We start from the raw sequence: 15,340 nt of genomic DNA, 5'->3' as shown, positions 1-15,340 counted from the left end.
CAGTCCCTCACCAGTCCCTCACCAGTCGAGGATCGCCGAGCCCCAGGTGAAGCCCGAGCCGAAGGCCGCGAGGGCGATCTTCATGCCGGGCTTCAGGGTTCCGTCGCGGACCGACTCGGCCAGCAAGATCGGGATCGTCGCGGCGGTGGTGTTGCCGTAGCGCTCGATGTTGTGCACGACCTTGTGCTCGGGCACCTTCAGCAGCTTGTTGGCGACGTACTCGTTGATGCGCTTGTTGGCCTGGTGGAGCACGAAGAGATCGATGTCCTCGATCTCGGTCTTGGTCTCGCCGAGGGCCTGCATCAGCGCGCCCGCGAGCTTGGTGACGGCGTGCTTGAACACGGTCTTGCCGTCCATCTGGGCGAACAGAGTCAGGGGGGGGACGTGGCCGTAGCCCTCGTCGTCGAGCTCGACGAAGGGGGACTTGCGGATGTCCCAGATGTGCTGGGCGAGCACGTCGGCGTTGGAGCCGTCGGCGCCGAGCCAGACCCCGCGCACGCCCTTGTCCTCATCGGTGGCCTCGAACACGGCCGCCCCGGCGCCGTCACCAAAGAGCGAGGCTACGGTCCGACCGCGGGTCGAGAGGTCGAGGGCGTGGGAGTGGGTCTCGGCCCCGACCAGCAGCACGCGCCGACACTGACCCGACTGGATCAGCGCGCTCGCGACCTTGGTCCCGTAGAGGAAGCCCGAGCACTGGTTGCGGATGTCGAGGCAGGGCACGTAGGCGAGCTTGGGCCCGGCGCACAGGCCGAGCTTCTCCTGCATGTAGACGCCCGAGCCGGGGAAGCAGTGCTCCGGCGAGAGCGTCGCAAACACGATCATGTCGAGGTCCCATGGGTCGACGCCAGCGGCCTCGAGTGCCATCTTGCTGGCCTCGACGCCGAGGTCGGCGGACCCGACCCCGTCGGCGGCGAAGCGACGCTCGCGGATGCCCGTGCGCTGCTGGATCCACTCGTCGCTCGTCTCCATGTTGTACTCGCGCACGAGGTCGTCGTTGGTCACGACGCGCGGCGGCACGTAAAACCCGGTTCCCGAGATGTAGGCGTTAGTCACGAAAGCGTCCGTTGGGGGGACCGAAGTTATATGCCCCCTGCAGCCTTTGTGCACTCTGCCACGCACGGTCGCTGCGCGGCCCTTCGCTCGTTCTTCGCTCGGGGGCCGGCAGTGGTTGCGCGCGGATGTGCACGAGGCTTCGCACCATCGGCTCGCGGTCCTCGTTACGCGAGCGGGCTCAATCGAAAGCGGGCGGCTGGCACAGCGAACCGGAGAAGCTCGGCGCGGTGTTGGTCCGGAAGCTGTTGCTCTGTGCTTGCTGCCAGTGAGGCGACTGCTCGGCCGGGACCGTGGCGTCTTCGCGGATGTTGGTCGCGTGGTAGGCGTGCTGGTTCCAGATCCGTCGGGTCGGGGCGAAGCGATCGTCGGCGTTCTCGACGTAGATGATGCTCACGCGGGCGCCGAGATCGTCGTCGCCGTCCTCGGGTTCGCTGGCGGCGATGATCAGCTCGGCGGCGCCGTCGTTGTCGGCGTCGGCGACGATCGGGTTGGCCATCGAGGGTCGTGCGTCACGCTCGAACTCGGCGAGGGCGAAGCCTTGACTGTCAAAGATCCGCACCCACTCGCGGTCGGCGTAGATCGCCTCGGCGCCGCCGTCGGCGAGGAAGTCGAAGGCCGTGCCCGCGGACGCGGGCGCGTCGGCGATCTTGACCGACCACAGGGTCTGACAGGAGTTGCCGTCGAGGGTCTTGGCTCGGTACCAGGGGCCTTGCTTGGTGAGGACCTCGGCTCGACCGTCGCCGTTGGTGTCGGCGATCGCGACGGGCAAGCCCTTGTTGCCGCCGCCGACACCACAGTTGGCCTTGGGCTCACCGTCGTGCTCGAACACCCGATGGGTGAAGCTCTGGATGTAGATCTCGGGGTACTCGTCGTCGTCGAAATTGGCGACCGCGACGACGCCCGTGTTCTTGTTGCCCGGGACCGCGAGCTCGAACAGCTCGGTGCCGTCGGCCGCGTAGACGCTGCGGCCAAACAAGACCTCGAGCGTGCCGTCGAGGTCGAGGTCGGCGGCGGCGGGCAGCGAGTCCGACATCGGCGGGTCTTGGGGCGCCCACCACAAGGTGCCGTCGGCGTGGAGCACGTGCTCCGGGGCGAGGAGCTCGGGGCTGCCGTCGGCGTCGAGGTCGGCGATCGCGAGGCCGCCGCCGCCCTCGGACCAGACCCAGGTCTCGCTGGTCCACAGCAGCGAGCCGTCGGCCTCGAACGCGACCACGCGGCGCTCGCCGGGCTGTCCGAGCACCTCTTCGCTGCGCTCGAACGCGAGCAGCTCGACGACGCCGTCGCCGTCGAGGTCGGCGAGCGCGGGCGTGGCGGTGGCGTCGAGGGGGTGATCGATCACGAATTCGGTCTCGCCGGTCGCGGTGTCGAGCACGTAGAGGTGGCCGGCGGGGAGCGGGTCAATTTTGTTGGCGGGCAGGTCGACGGCGAGGACCACGAGCTCGGGCTTGTCACACAGGTCGGTGACGCCGTTGCCGTCGTCGTCGTCGAGGTTGGCGACCAGGGGCGTGGCGATGACGCTGTCTTCGCCGTTGGGCCCGGTCCAGGTCCAGGTGATGACGGGATCCAAGCTGAGGCTGACCGGGGGCAGGTCACAGGGGAGCGGGGCGTCGATGCCGGCGTCGACGAGCCCGCACGCTTCGTGGGACTCGGTGCCACCTTCGGGGAGATCGGGAGCTGCGCCGTCGCCAGCCGAGTCGCCGCTGTCTGCGGTGTCGTCGTTGCTGATGCCCGTGCCCTCGCCGCCGCTGCCCTCGGTCTCGCTCTCGGCGCCCTCTGCCTGGCCCGGCAAGATCGCGACGCCGTCGACGGTGCAGCCCGCGATGCCGCTCACCCACGCGCAGCCGATGATGGCGATCAGCGACGACGCGGTTCGAGGGCCAGACATCAGCAGCTTTGAATGATAGCGCTCAACGGGCCCGCACGCGACGGCTCGAGCTCGACCTCGGTCGCGATTAATTCACGGACAGTGATAGTGGGACAGTGGGATAGTGGGACAGTGGGATAGTGGGGTACAATTGGCCACTTCCCGACGGGGTCGTCATGGATCTTGCCAGGATCACGGTCCGCTCGACTCGAGCGGCGTGGGGATGCATTGATCGCTCGGGTAGGCGCGGCGGTTGGCGCGGAAGCCATTGTCGGACTTCCAGTGTGGCGTCTCGAACGCGGGTATGCGTCCGTCCTCGGTAACGTTGCTCTGGTGATAGGTGTGCTGATTCCAGATCCGACGGGTCGGTACGAAGCGGTCGTCGGCGTTCTCCAGCAGGACCAAAGTTGGGTTCGCGTCGATTGGATCGTCGCCGGCGACGGGCTCGCTCGACACGACCAGGATCTCGGCGGCGCCGTCGCCGTCGACGTCGGCGATGATGGGGTTGGCGATGCTCTCGCGCGCGCTGTGGTCGGCCTGGAACAACAGCTCACCGGTCGACGAATACAGCCTGATGTGGGAGCGGTCGGCGTAGATGGCCTCCGCGTGGCCGTCGCCGAGCAGGTCGAACAAGGTGCCGCTCGACAGGCCGTTGAGCGCGTCGGTCTTCTTTGACCACTTGACGAAGCAGCTGTCGGCCTCGACCGTGAGCACGTAGAACCTGTCTTCGTAGCCGAACAGCAGCTCGGCCTGGTCGTCGCCGTCGAGGTCGTGGATGGCGACGGGGTAGCCGCCCGCGCCGGCGATCTCGGCGGTCCCGGTCGGGCACAGGGTCTTGAAGGCGCCGTCGTGCTCGAAGATCGCATGGTCGCCGCCGTACTGGACATAAAATTCGGGGAACTCGTCGTCGTCGAAATTGGCGACCGCGACGCTGCCGCGATCTTGGGGGACCGTCGGCGTGTCGAACAATTTGACCCCGTCGTGCTCGTAGGCCGTGCCGCCGAACATGACCTCGAGGTCGCCGTCGAGATCGAGGTCGACGGCGATCGGCATCGAGTAGGCCCGCGCGGGGTTGCTGGGGGCCCACAACAGCTCGCCGCTGGCGGACGCGACGTACTCGGGCGCGAGGATCTCGGGGCTGCCGTCGTTGTCGAGATCGGCGATTGCGAGGGCCCCGCCGCCGCGCGACGCGGACCAGTGCTGGCCGGCCCACAGCAGCTCGCCGTTGGCCCGAAAAGCCATCAGGCGGCGCTCGGAGATGTTGTGGGGGCTGTTGGGTCCCTGAGCCTGGAGCGCGACGATCTCGGGGACACCGTCACCGTCGAGGTCACCGAGTGCAGGGTTCACGGCGGCGTCGATCGGCGTGGGGATGACCCTCGAGGTCGCGCCGGACGCCCCGTCGATCACGTGGAGGTGACCCGCGGGCCAGACGTCGGTCTTGCCCGGGGGAAGATCGACCGCGGCGACGACGATGTCGGGGTGGTCGCAGAGGTCGACGAAGCCGTCGTCGTTGTCGTCGTCGAGGTTGGCGACGAGGGGGGTCACGAGCACGCTGTCTTCACCACCGGGCCCGGTCCAGGTCCACGCGGTGACCGGCGCGATCACTTCGCTCGGGGGCTCGAGCTCACACGGCAGCGCGCCGTCGACCTGATCGGGCGCGACGATGCAGACCCCCGCTTGCATCGGGAGCTCGTCCTCGGGCAGGTCGAGCAGCCCGCCCGGGTTCGAGCCCTCGTCGCTCTCGTCTTCGCCCGGGTCCGTGTCTGCGCCCGTGGTCGAGCTCTCACCCGTGTCCTCACTCACGTCGCCTTCGAGGATCGCGTAGCCGTCGACGGTGCAGCCCGCCCCGAGGCCCAAGAGCGAGGTCAGCAGCAGCGAGCCACGTGCGAGGGGGGCGTTCATCGAGCAGGTTAATTGCGACCTGGTGCCGCAATTCACTTTACGAGTATAAGATCGATAGACCACCGCGTGACAGGTCGCAAAACTACTTTGATCCGCTGTTTTTGCGGCGGTATAAAGCACAGACGGAGCAGGTTAGCCCGATAGCACGTTTTGGTTGTATGCCTGACTACGCCCTCGACAGTTAACCGCGCTCAGATCCAAATCTCGACGCCGAGAGATCCAGACGCGAAGGGCATGCCCAGCCGCGCGACCACCTCATCGATGAAGATCACGCGAGGTTGCGGCTGCAAGATGCCGACGTAGCCATCGGCCCGGACCCAAAGCCGCGGAACGATCTCGAAGCCGAGCCCGACGTGGGTGTGCGCCGCGAAGCTGCCGAGCGCGGTGGTGTTGCTGCGCAGGCCCTCGCTCGCCTCGCCGACGATGCCGGTCACGGCCGCGCCGAGGCCGAGGCCGAGCTCCGGGTGAAACCAGGGCGCGCCGCCGGGCAGGCGCAGCTGCGGCTCGACGAAGGCCATGCCAACGAACACGCGCGCACCGCCTTGCTCGTTGGCCACGCGGTTGCCGAGGGTCGGAACCCACAGCGCGATCCGCAGGGCGAAGCGCTCGCGCGGTGCCCAGCGACCCGCGATCTCGGTGTGAGTCGAGAGCCCGAGCCCGCCGGGGCTGCCGCCGATCATGGGCGCGAGGCTCAGCGAGCCGCGCATCGCTCGATCGGGCGGGTTCGGGCCCTCGTCGCCGGGCGGTCGCTCGCGCTCGGTCGCCTGCTCGCTGGAGTCGTCCGTCGAGTGTTGGGCGGCTGGCGGGGGCGCGAACTCCAGGCGCGAGGCCCGAAGCAGCTCGACCGCCGCGATCGCGAGGGTGCGCGGCTCGGCCTGGTCGAGATCGAAGCGGCGCGTGAGGGTCTTGCCCGTGCTGCCGTCGGCGACCCAGACGTCGACATGACCGGACCCGAAGGCGATCTCGATCGCCGCGCTGGCACCGGCTGGCGCGAGGCGATCGAGCAGCTCGGGGCCGAGGGTCGGCGCCTCGGCTGAGATGTCGAGGTCCTCGGTCTCGAGCCCAATGACCCCGAGCTCGGCGCGCAAGCGAGCGGCGACGCTGTCGTCGGCCGGGACGATCCGGGTCAGCACGAGCTCGTCGCGCGCGGGGACGGAGTCGGGGTGTTCGGGCGGTCCAGCCCAGGCCACGGGGGCCACGCCGACCAGCGCGATCGCCAACGCCCCCGCGACGACGATCGCAGGGGCGCGCGGCTTCGACGGGCGCGTTGGTCTCACCGCGCGACGATCTTCTGGGCCTTGCCGGCGTGGGGGCCGCTGGGGAAGCGGTCGAGGTAGCGCGTGGCCGTCGCGCTGGCGTCGGCCGAGCGCCCGAGCGCGTCGTAGCTGTCCATCAGCCGCGCGAGCGCGTCGCCGGCGAGCGAACCTTGGGGGCGCTCGTCGAGGTAGAGCTCGAACCAGGTCGCGGCCTTGGCCTGCGACCCACCGTTGGCGGCGAGGCGCCCGAGCGCGAACGCGGCCTCGCCGGCTTCGTCGCTGCCGGGGAAGCGCTCGCGGAGCTGCTCGAGCAGCTTGCGCGCGTCGTGGCTGTGCCGGGTGTAGTGGGCGACGTCGGCGAGGTCGAGCAGCGTGTCGGCGCTCGCCTGCTCGGCCTCGCCCTCGATGCCGCCGGGGAGCTCGGCGAGCGCGTCCCAGGCTTTGGCGTACTCGCTGTTGGCGAAGTACTCGTCCCAGCGCGGGGGCTTTGGCGCCGCTTGCTTGGGCTTGGTCTCGGTCTCGCTCGCGGCCGCGCCGTCGCCGGTCCCGGTCTGCGGCTCGGTTCGGACGGCGACCGGCTCGCTGTCGATCGGGCGCGGGCCGAGGTTGGTGTCGTCGGCCCCGAGGTCCTCGGGCTCGCTCGTGGCCTCGCCGCGCTCGCGGATCAGGGTGTCGCCAGCGCGGAGATCCGCGGTCTCGCCTTCGGGACCCTCGACGCGGACCGAGCCCTCGACAACCGCGACGCGGAAGCTCTGGGCGCTCGGCTCCCACGCGACGCTGAAGCGGGTGCCGGTCACGTGGACCGTCCACGGACCCGCGGCGACCTGCCAGCTGGTGTCGTCTTCGTGGTGAACCGCGAGGGCGATCTCGCCGGTCTCGAGCACCACGCTCGCGCCGTGGCTGCGCAGCTCGTCGATGTACATGCGCCCGCCCGGCGAAAGCTCGATCGTCGTGCTGTCGGAGAAGGCCAGCGCGCGGCTGCGCGCGCCCGCGTGGATCACCTGGGTTTGTTGATTGGCGGCGAGCTCGACCCCGTCGACCTGGAACTCGAGCGGACGCTCGCTCGGCCACGCGAACACGACAGCGAGCGCGCACGCGGCCGCAGCCACGGCGCCGAGGCCCCAGCGCCAGCCGGCGCGTGAGGGCTTGGCGGGCTGGGCCGCTCGCCCCTCGGCGCCGACCCGGTCGGCCCGGCCGCCCCGATCGATCTGATCGATGGCCTGGAGGAGCCGGGCGCGAGCGCGGGCGTGCTCGTTGGCGTCGTCGAGGCGCAGGGCCTGGACTTGCTCTTCACGGACAGCGTCCAGCAATCGCAAACTCGAATTATGATTCGCGTTGGCCATTAGTTTTGGTCCCCCAGCCAATCGCTCAGGATTGGATCTTTCTTCGCGAGCCGATCGAAGGCCTTGCGGGCGCGCGCGAGCCGACGCTTGACCGTCGACACCGAGCACTCGCAGGCCTGGGCGATCTCGGCCAGCTCCATCGACTCGAGCTCCCGCAGGGCGAACGGGATGCGGAGGTCTGCGTCCATCTGGTCGAGCGCAAGGTGAGTGCGGCGCAGGACCTCCGAGGTGTGTGGGCTCGGCTCTTTGGAGTTCTGCTCCGGCATCTGGCCGGGGTCGGCGGACCGCAGCCACCAACGACGCTTGCGCTTGCGCAGGTAGCCGCGGGCTGTGAACACCGCGATGCGGCTGATCCAGGCCTTGAGCTGGGCGTCGTTGCCTTGGTAGTTGTGGCCGCTTCGGTACGCGCCGAGGAACACGTCCTGGACCATGTCTTCCATCTCGCCGTCGCGCCCGACCGTGCGGATCAGGACACGCTCGACGTGACGCCCATACAGATCGAACAGCCGCGCGACCGCCATGCCGTCGCCGGCCCGCAGGGCATCGGCGAGTACGTTGTCACTCGGTGTCTCGATCACTTCTGATGAGGCCGGCGGGTCATCCGGTCCCGTCGTTGTTTCGACCGGAAATGGGCGTGAGCTCATGTCGACGCCTGGGCGGCTAGTGTCCCACACCCCCCGCGACGTGTCATGGCCATCCGCGGAAACCGCGCCCGCGGCGCCGCTGGAGCCCAGGCCCAGTACCATCGTGACCTGCCGTGTCCAACCACCCACGGTGGCCTCGGTGCAGGTCGTGGCACCGTCGGGATCGATCGGCTGAGTCGTCAGTGACTCGTGGAAGGTTTGGCACTGCATGGCAGCGGGAGGCAGGAGTGGCAGCGGGAGGCAGGAGGAGAGGGCTGGAAGGCGCCTAGCAGGGCGTCTGGGGCACAGTGTCCCGCGCGCCGCGCTGGAGCTCATGGTTTTTTTATCCTATTTCATTACGTAATTTACATGACCCAATAGAGTGCGGCTTCGACACTCCATCTACGGTGGAGATGCTCAGCCCGGTTCCAGCTCCAATCGCCTGTCAGGCCCGCTGTGCGCCGGTTTCGGTCGCGGGGGTCTCGCCCGGAGCGCAGGCGCTCAGGACGGATCAGCATGCGCAGGTCTCGACCGTCGGTGACGGCTCGTGGCTGCTTCGCCAGATCCGCTGTGATCCGGTTCACGCGGACACCTCCGTTTTGGCGCTCGGTGCCCACCATTTTGAGGCTGATCGAGATCGCGCGTCCGCGCTCGGAGCCAACAGCTACCTGACCAACGCGCTCCAGCTTCGTCCGCTGAGCGCGATGGTCGACTTCATGATGATGCAGTGAGGGAGATGAAGCATGAGCAGGTCACGCCACCCTGACACCGAGCCCGAAGCGATCCCCGAACCCGACAGCTTCGTCGCTGCGTTCCGACGGCGTGTCCGGCGGCGTTCAGCCCGGGTCTACGAGATCGAGTTCCTCGATCTCGGGACCACGGGCGAGCTGCTCGAAGACTCGGTCCAGTTCGGTTCGGAAGATCCGTGGCCCGAGGCTCGGGCTGCCGCCGGGCGGCTCATGGATCCCCGTCTCCAGCGCATCGTGTCCGCCGCTGCCCGGGGCTGGGTCGTCGTCCGCCGTGACGGGCGACCGGCCGCGAAGCGGTCGCGGGGCTGACGCCTGCGGGGTCTAATTCTGATGCAGGATGCCGAGGCTCTCGAAGCCGCAGGTCTTGGCCAGGTCCATCGCGAACACGAGGTCTTCGTGCTTGCTGTCCTTGTCGGCGCGGATGTGGAGCGTGCCCTTGCCGTTTTTGGTCTGGGCGCACAGGTAGCTCTCGAGCGCGCCGGGATCGACGAGGATCTGATCGACCTCGAAGGTCCCGTTGGCGCTGATCGACACGACGACGGCCTCGGCCTTCTGGGCTTTTTCTTGGTTCTTGGCCCGGGCGAGCTCGACGTCGAGCGACGAGCTCTCCTGGAAGGTCGCGGTCAGCAAGAAGAAGATCAGCAGCTGAAACACGATGTCGATCAGCGGGGTGAGATCGACGACGGTGCCCTGGTTGCGGCGTCGTCGGTGGCGCAGGTGGCCGGCCTCGCGGCTGGCGATGCTCACCGCTTGGCCCTGTCGCCGTTGTCGGGCTTGTCGTCGTTGTTCTTGGCCTGGCGCTCGGCCTCGCGCTGGCGGCCGAGGTTCTCGTCGAGGAGCCCGACGATGCCGAGCGCGTCTTCCTCCATCTCGACGATCAGCCGATCGTTGCGGCCCTGGAGGAACTTGTAGAGCACCAGCATTGGGATCGCGACCATGAGGCCGTAGGCCGTGGTGATCAGCGCGGTCCAGATGCCCTCGGCGAACACGTCGGGTGTGGCCTGGCCCTGGGCGTAGGCGTCGACGAAGCGCTGGAACACCTGGATCATCCCGACGACGGTGCCGAGCAGGCCGAGCAGGGGCGAGACCGAGGCCACGGTCCCGATGATCTCGACGTTCTTGTCGAGGTGGGCGACCTCGCGCCCGCCGACCTCTTCGACCGCTTCTTTGATCTCGGCCCGGGACTTGCCGTCGGCGAAGGCCTGAAGGCTCGCGACCATCATCCGGGCGATGCTCGAGTCGTTCTCCTCGCACAGCAGCTGGGCCTCGCTGGTCCGGCCCTTGGCGACCATCGCTCGGATCCGATCGACGAAGGCGCGCGGGACCACGCGCGAGCGCTGGAGCGAGTAGAGCCGCTCGAAGAACACGAACAGGCCGATGACCGCCGCGGCGAGGATGGCCCACATGAGTGGGCCGCCTTTTTGAAAGAAGTACGCGAGATCCATGGTGGGTCGGTCGCGGAAGCCGAGACGGCTCGGGCGGCAAGGATGCGTCCGCGACCCCCTGAGAGCAAATTTGGTTCCGCGGATATGGCGCGAGCTCGCCAACGTGGACGTGGGGCCGCGCTTGCGGTTCGATGGGGCCCATGCAGTACGCGCGCTCGCTCTCGCTCGTCGGTCTGATGGCTTTGCTGGGTTGCACCGCAGCGACCGAGGGACTCGGGATCGGCGATGGCGACGATGGCAGCGAGACCTGGGCGACCGAGGACACGGCGACCGAGGGCGGCGAGGGCGGGGAGGCCGGCAGCGAGGACGCCGGTGACACGGGCGACGGAGACGGAGACATGGGCGACGGAGATGGAGACACGGGCGACGGAGACGGTGACCCGGGCGACGGGGACGGAGACCCGGGCGACGGGGACGGAGACACGGGCGACGGAGACGGAGACACGGGCGACGGTGTCTGCGGCAACGGCGTGATCGAGGACGGTGAGGATTGTGACGGCGCCGAGCTCGGGGGCGCCGACTGCCTGAGCGAGGGCTTCGTTGGCGGCGAACTCGCGTGCTCCGGGAGCTGCGGCTTTGACACCTCCGCGTGCATGGTCGACCAGTGCGGCAACGGCGTGATCGACGAGGGCGAGAGCTGCGACGGTCTGGACCTCGGCGACGCCGACTGCCTCTCACTCGGTGAGGGCCCAGGCACCGTGTCCTGCACGCCGGGCTGCATGTTGGATCTCTCGGCCTGCGGGCTCGAGGGCGAGGGCGACGGCTGCGGTGTCTTCGACGCGTGCCCCGACGACGGGCTCTACTGCCACTGGTTCAAGTGCTACGACGGCAGCCTCGGGGATCCCTGCTCGTCCGACAACCAGTGCCTCAGCGGCGACTGCTCCGGGGTGATCGACGGCAGCTGCATCTAGCAGCCCGGGCTGCTAGCACCCCGGGCTGCTAGCAGGCTGCTGTACCGCCAGGAACTTCGGTCACGCAGCACAAGATTTTCCCACGCGTCCCCCTGGACACAGGAGACTGCGTTTTGCGTTAGAGCCCCCTTTAGGGGGCCACGCAAAGTCTAAGACGCCCCGGGGGGGGTCATCGCACGCACGCTCAGCACTCGGAGCCGCCGCACATGCCCTCGCGGATCTCGGCGTTGCCAGCCCCGACCGCGCACCACTCGGGCCACGCGGGCGGGAGGGCGCCGGTCGCCCCGACGTACTCGATGTAGGGCGAGTCGCCGTCCTCGAGCCAGAAGGGATGATCGAGGAAGAACTCCCAGGTCGGGGCGAAGGTCGGGAGCTTGGGGTCGTTGGGTTCGAAGGGCGGGGTCCCGTGGGTGCAGTTGTGCACGCACTCGACCAAGAAATGGTTGTCGGCCTCGAGCTCGGCCTCGAGCTCCATCGAGTTTGCGTCGAAGTCCACGCCGAGGCAGAGGTCCTCGGGCCCACCCCACAAGATCAGCGCGGGCATGCGGTTGGTGGCCGGGACCCACGGCTTGACGAGGCTGCCGCCGGTCCCGCCCGACAGCGACATGAAGCTCGCGAGGTGCTCGCCGTGGCGGCTGGCGAGCATGGCCGAGAACATCGCCCCGGCGCTGACGCCCATGGCCGAGACGCACTCCTTGTCGACGCTGAATTGCTCGGCCACGCACGCGAGCATGTCGTCGTGGAACGCGAATTCCTCGTCCATCCGCGCGTCGTCGTCGGCGATCGAGAAGGGCCAGCGGAACGGGACCCCGTCGTCGCCGTCGCGGCCGTCGGGGATGATCGCGATGAAGCGGTAGTAGTCGGCCGCGTACTGGGCCTCGGCGCGGTCGTAGAAGTCGACCGCGTCACCGCCGAGCCAGTGATACATGAACACGATCGGGAACACCTCGCCGTCCTGCGCGTCGCTCGGCGTGACCAGGAAGAACTCGCGCTCGCCGTGCTCGGTCTGCATGACGTTGAGGGTGTCGCCCCCGGTCTCGAGGGTCGGGCAGCTCCCGGGCCCGCCGTAGCTCGGGAGCTCGGGCGCGAGCGTGGCCCCGGGCGGCGGCTCGGTCCCGCATAGCGGCAGGGCCGGAGGCTCGACCGGATCACCGTCGCCGTCGCCATCGCCCGGGTCGCCGTCGCCGTCGCCGTCGCCCGCGTCGCCCGTGGCCCCGGTGTCGCCCGAATCGTCGCTGTCACCGCTTCCCGAGCTCTCGGAGTCCGGCTCGGCGGTACCATCATCCGCGCACGCGGTCAGGAGTAGGCAGGCACAGGCGAGGGCGGTCAGGCTCGAAAATCGATGCATCGCAAGCTCGGGATAGGAGCGGACTCTACCAGCTCACCGCGCCCCGAACGAGCGCCGCCACGGGCCCTGTCCAGCCGTCGACCGAGCAGGGCGATGTGGAGATCGAGCCGTCGGGGCCGAGCTCATCCTTCCTACGCGACTCGGGAACGGAGAGTCGCGCATGTGGCGCGGCTCCCGATCCGTGGACGAGATCAGCCAACGCTTTTCATCCTGACGGGAGTCGACTATGCAAAACGGCATGAGCGGAGCGCCCGTGCCGGACTACGACGTCGCCGTGATCGGCGGAGGCCTCGTCGGCAGCATGGCGGCGATCATGCTGCGCAAGCGCGGGCTCCGGGTCGCGGTGCTCGAGTCGCGCGCGCGCGGGCAGGGGCTCAAGGCCGTCGTCGGTGAGGCCCTGACCGAGGGCACCAGCGTGTTTCTCCACCACGAGATCGGGCTGACCGACTGGCTGGCCGAGCACGGCTTTCGCAAGTTCGGCTTCGACTTCGTCACCCAGCCTCGCGGGCGCCCGGCTCCGCAGGTCCTCGACGGGTGCCACGAGCTGCTGCTCTCGCTGACCCCGCTCGAGCGGATCTCGGGCGCGTTCCCGCGTCTGATCCCGACCTACCACGTCAACCGTCCGCCGCTCGACGCCGAGCTCGCGCGTCGGGCCGAGGCCGCGGGGGCCGAGCTCATGTACGGCGCGCCAGTCCGCCGCGTCGAGCTCGGTGACGGCCTGCACCGGGTCGTTCACGGCGAACCAGACCCTGAGGACGGGGCCGAGGCCTCGCTGACTTGCAAGTGGGTGCTCGACGCCAGCGGCCGCCGACGCATGCTCGCCAGGCAGCTCGGCATCACCCGCCCGGTCGAAGGGCTCGAGACCGCCGCGATCTGGACGCGCTTCACCAAGGTCCGCCGCGACGACGCGTTTTGGTCGACCTTCCGCGGGATCGATCGCCGCCGCCACACGATCCACTTCAGCGGCCCCGGGTACTGGTTTTGGTGGATCCACATCGACGACGACACGACCTCGGTCGGCGTCTCGTTTGACAAGAGCCAGCACCAGCCCGACGTCAAGGCTGACGACCGCGGCTTTTGGGCGATGGCGGAGAAGTTCCCGGCCCTCGTCGCGGCGCTCGCGGGGGCCGAGCCGGTCGAGCCCTTCTCCTACCTGGCCAACTTGCCCCACGCGACCGAGCACTGGGTCTCGACCCGGGGCTACGCGCTGATCGGCGACGCCTCGGCGTTCGTCGACGCGCTCTACTCGGTCGGGATCGAGATGGCCTGTCGTCAGCTGGTCGCCGTGACCCCGCTGATCGAGGCCGCGTGCGCCGACGCGCAGCCCTGCGCCAAGACCATCGCGCAGCTCAACCGCGAGCACGAGCTGATGCAGGACTCGGTCCGGCTGCTCAACAAGTTCAAGTACGAGCACGCGTGGCACCAACCCCACGTCCTGATGCAGACCGCGCTCTACGATCTCGCCGAGATCGCCGAGCTGTACCACCTGCAAGCGGCCAAGCACTGGACCCGCGCCAACCTCGAGCGCCACTATCGGCTCCAGTGGAGCAGCGAGGCCCGGCGGCGCAAGCTCGTGCGCTTCATGACCACCGCGGCGCCGGACGGCGCCCGCGAGGACGGCCGCCTCCTGGCCAAGGCGCTGCTGCCCGGGCGGCTGGTCTACACCTTCACCTGGCCGCTGTGGCACCTGCCCAAGGCGCGACCCTACTTCTTCATCATCACGCGGGCCTGGGGCTACATGGAGCGCCTCACGCAGCGCCTGCGCCTGTGGCCGGACTTCTTGAAGCTGATGGCGGGTCCGCGCCGGTCGGCCGCGGCCCAGGCAGAGCCTGAGGTCGAGGGCGCCGTCGAGCGAGGGTCCTGAGCCGCGGGGGAGGGCGGGGTCATGGTCGACGAGGATCAGGTCTTCGAGGCGGTGCCGGATCTCGACGCGCGGCTGCTCGTCGAGCTCCGCGCGATGCCCTATTTTCGGGTCGCGACTGCCGAAGAGATCGACGCCTCGTTCACGGCCTACGCGGCGGGCGACATCGAGGGCCTGATCCGCGAGTGGGCGCGGGTCGCCGAGCCGAGCCGCGCCACGCTGCCGCCGATGATGGCCTGGGCCTACGCGCGGGCCGGGATGGGTCCGCGCGTCGTCAACGCGTCGCTCTTCCTCGAGTCCCTGCGCGCGGTGCTCCGGGCCGGGGAGCGCTTTCGTGAGGGACTGTCGGCCGAGGTTCAGGCGGCCCTGCGCGTCGAGTTCCCCTACCTCGAGCGTCGCCACGAGCACGTGCCCGAGGGCGAGACCCCGAGCTTCGAGTTCCCTGGGGTGTTCGCCGAGTTCATCGAGTGGGGGACCCTCGATGACTCGCGCGCGCGCTGGCAGCTGGCGGTGGGCCTCAACGAGGTTCAGCAATGCTGCTACTCGGACTACGCCGCCGGGCTGTTTGGCCTGCCCGAGCTCCGGCGCCACGCCGAGCGTGAGCGCGCGCTCGCGCGCAATTACTTCGGGCACTGGGCGCCGCGCTGCACGAAGGAGCTGTGGCGCGAGACCATCTACGTGCTCGATGCGCTCAACGCCGCGACCTTCGAGCTGGTCTGCACCCAGCTGATTCCACGCGCGATGGCGCCGACCCGGCTGCTCGGGAGTCGCTCCCGGCGCGAGCAATGGCGGGCGTTCGTGGCTGGCCTCGAGACCCCGCAGTGGCTGCTGCCGGTTCCGGGGCCGTCGTCCCGCGGTCCCCGCGGACACTGAGCGGATTCAGCTCGGTTGACCGGGAAATGCACACATTTTTGCGGGTTCGCTACCGAGATTGACACCCATACTGATAGAGTGCTGATTCCGTGTGGTCGAGCGCGCGAGAGCC

14 protein-coding genes are annotated in these 15,340 nt (G+C 69.0%); 5 read left to right on the top strand and 9 right to left on the bottom strand.

Features of this window, described 5'->3' with window-relative positions; genetic code table 11:
- Positions 1–18: 18 nt before the first annotated feature.
- The 6 genes from ENSA5_RS17065 to ENSA5_RS37780 form a co-directional block, all read right to left on the bottom strand.
- Positions 19–1,053 carry a 3-oxoacyl-ACP synthase III family protein gene (locus ENSA5_RS17065; protein WP_106392733.1) on the bottom strand — a complete coding sequence of 345 codons (1,035 nt, stop codon included), beginning with the start codon at positions 1,051–1,053 and terminating at the stop codon, positions 19–21.
- Positions 1,054–1,231: 178 nt separating this feature from the next.
- Positions 1,232–2,938, bottom strand: coding sequence for an FG-GAP repeat domain-containing protein (locus tag ENSA5_RS17060; RefSeq protein ID WP_106392732.1), 1,707 nt, complete (start codon positions 2,936–2,938; stop codon positions 1,232–1,234).
- Positions 2,939–3,109: 171 nt separating this feature from the next.
- Positions 3,110–4,819: an FG-GAP repeat domain-containing protein gene (locus ENSA5_RS17055; protein WP_106392731.1), complete on the bottom strand. Its 1,710-nt coding sequence runs from the start codon at positions 4,817–4,819 to the stop codon at positions 3,110–3,112.
- A gap of 191 nt (positions 4,820–5,010) precedes the next feature.
- On the bottom strand, positions 5,011–6,096 hold the full coding sequence (locus ENSA5_RS17050; RefSeq protein ID WP_146155794.1) for a hypothetical protein: 1,086 nt from the start codon (positions 6,094–6,096) through the stop codon (positions 5,011–5,013).
- Positions 6,093–7,391: a FecR domain-containing protein gene (locus tag ENSA5_RS17045; protein ID WP_181197847.1), complete on the bottom strand. Its 1,299-nt coding sequence runs from the start codon at positions 7,389–7,391 to the stop codon at positions 6,093–6,095. The genes ENSA5_RS17050 and ENSA5_RS17045 overlap by 4 nt, the downstream gene beginning before the upstream one ends.
- A gap of 26 nt (positions 7,392–7,417) precedes the next feature.
- Positions 7,418–7,996, bottom strand: coding sequence for an RNA polymerase sigma factor (locus ENSA5_RS37780; protein ID WP_181197846.1), 579 nt, complete (start codon positions 7,994–7,996; stop codon positions 7,418–7,420).
- Between the two features lie 452 nt (positions 7,997–8,448).
- On the opposite strand from ENSA5_RS37780, the gene ENSA5_RS17035 reads away from it, so the two are divergent.
- On the top strand, positions 8,449–8,772 hold the full coding sequence (locus ENSA5_RS17035) for a response regulator (protein WP_106392727.1): 324 nt from the start codon (positions 8,449–8,451) through the stop codon (positions 8,770–8,772).
- A 12-nt stretch (positions 8,773–8,784) separates the two neighbouring features.
- The gene (locus ENSA5_RS17030; protein ID WP_106392726.1) at positions 8,785–9,099 is read left to right on the top strand and encodes a hypothetical protein; all 315 of its coding nucleotides are present in this window, start codon (positions 8,785–8,787) and stop codon (positions 9,097–9,099) included.
- 12 nt (positions 9,100–9,111) lie between these two features.
- Here ENSA5_RS17030 and ENSA5_RS17025 read toward each other — a convergent pair whose 3' ends face one another.
- The gene (locus ENSA5_RS17025; protein ID WP_181197845.1) at positions 9,112–9,537 is read right to left on the bottom strand and encodes an ExbD/TolR family protein; all 426 of its coding nucleotides are present in this window, start codon (positions 9,535–9,537) and stop codon (positions 9,112–9,114) included.
- The gene (locus ENSA5_RS17020) at positions 9,534–10,235 is read right to left on the bottom strand and encodes a MotA/TolQ/ExbB proton channel family protein (RefSeq protein ID WP_106392725.1); all 702 of its coding nucleotides are present in this window, start codon (positions 10,233–10,235) and stop codon (positions 9,534–9,536) included. The genes ENSA5_RS17025 and ENSA5_RS17020 overlap by 4 nt, the downstream gene beginning before the upstream one ends.
- A 140-nt stretch (positions 10,236–10,375) precedes the next feature.
- Here ENSA5_RS17020 and ENSA5_RS17015 point away from each other — a divergent pair, with 140 nt between their 5' ends.
- Positions 10,376–11,146, top strand: coding sequence for a hypothetical protein (locus ENSA5_RS17015; protein WP_181197844.1), 771 nt, complete (start codon positions 10,376–10,378; stop codon positions 11,144–11,146).
- Between the two features lie 184 nt (positions 11,147–11,330).
- Here ENSA5_RS17015 and ENSA5_RS17010 read toward each other — a convergent pair whose 3' ends face one another.
- Entirely contained in the window at positions 11,331–12,494 is a 1,164-nt protein-coding gene (locus ENSA5_RS17010; RefSeq protein ID WP_181197843.1) for an alpha/beta hydrolase family protein, read from the bottom strand.
- 238 nt (positions 12,495–12,732) lie between these two features.
- Between ENSA5_RS17010 and ENSA5_RS17000 the strand changes: the two genes are divergently transcribed.
- Together ENSA5_RS17000 and ENSA5_RS16995 are read left to right on the top strand one after the other, a co-directional pair.
- Positions 12,733–14,358 carry an NAD(P)/FAD-dependent oxidoreductase gene (locus tag ENSA5_RS17000; protein WP_181197842.1) on the top strand — a complete coding sequence of 542 codons (1,626 nt, stop codon included), beginning with the start codon at positions 12,733–12,735 and terminating at the stop codon, positions 14,356–14,358.
- A gap of 21 nt (positions 14,359–14,379) precedes the next feature.
- Positions 14,380–15,228, top strand: a complete 849-nt coding sequence (locus ENSA5_RS16995) for a hypothetical protein (RefSeq protein WP_106392720.1) — start codon at positions 14,380–14,382, stop codon at positions 15,226–15,228.
- The last annotated feature ends 112 nt before the right edge of the window (positions 15,229–15,340 follow it).

Origin of the sequence: Enhygromyxa salina (assembly GCF_002994615.1) — a bacterium.
GTDB lineage: Bacteria > Myxococcota_A > Polyangia > Nannocystales > Nannocystaceae > Plesiocystis > Plesiocystis salina_A.
Note: the sequence above shows the minus strand (reverse complement) of the source record. Positions and strands in the feature narration are given on the sequence as shown.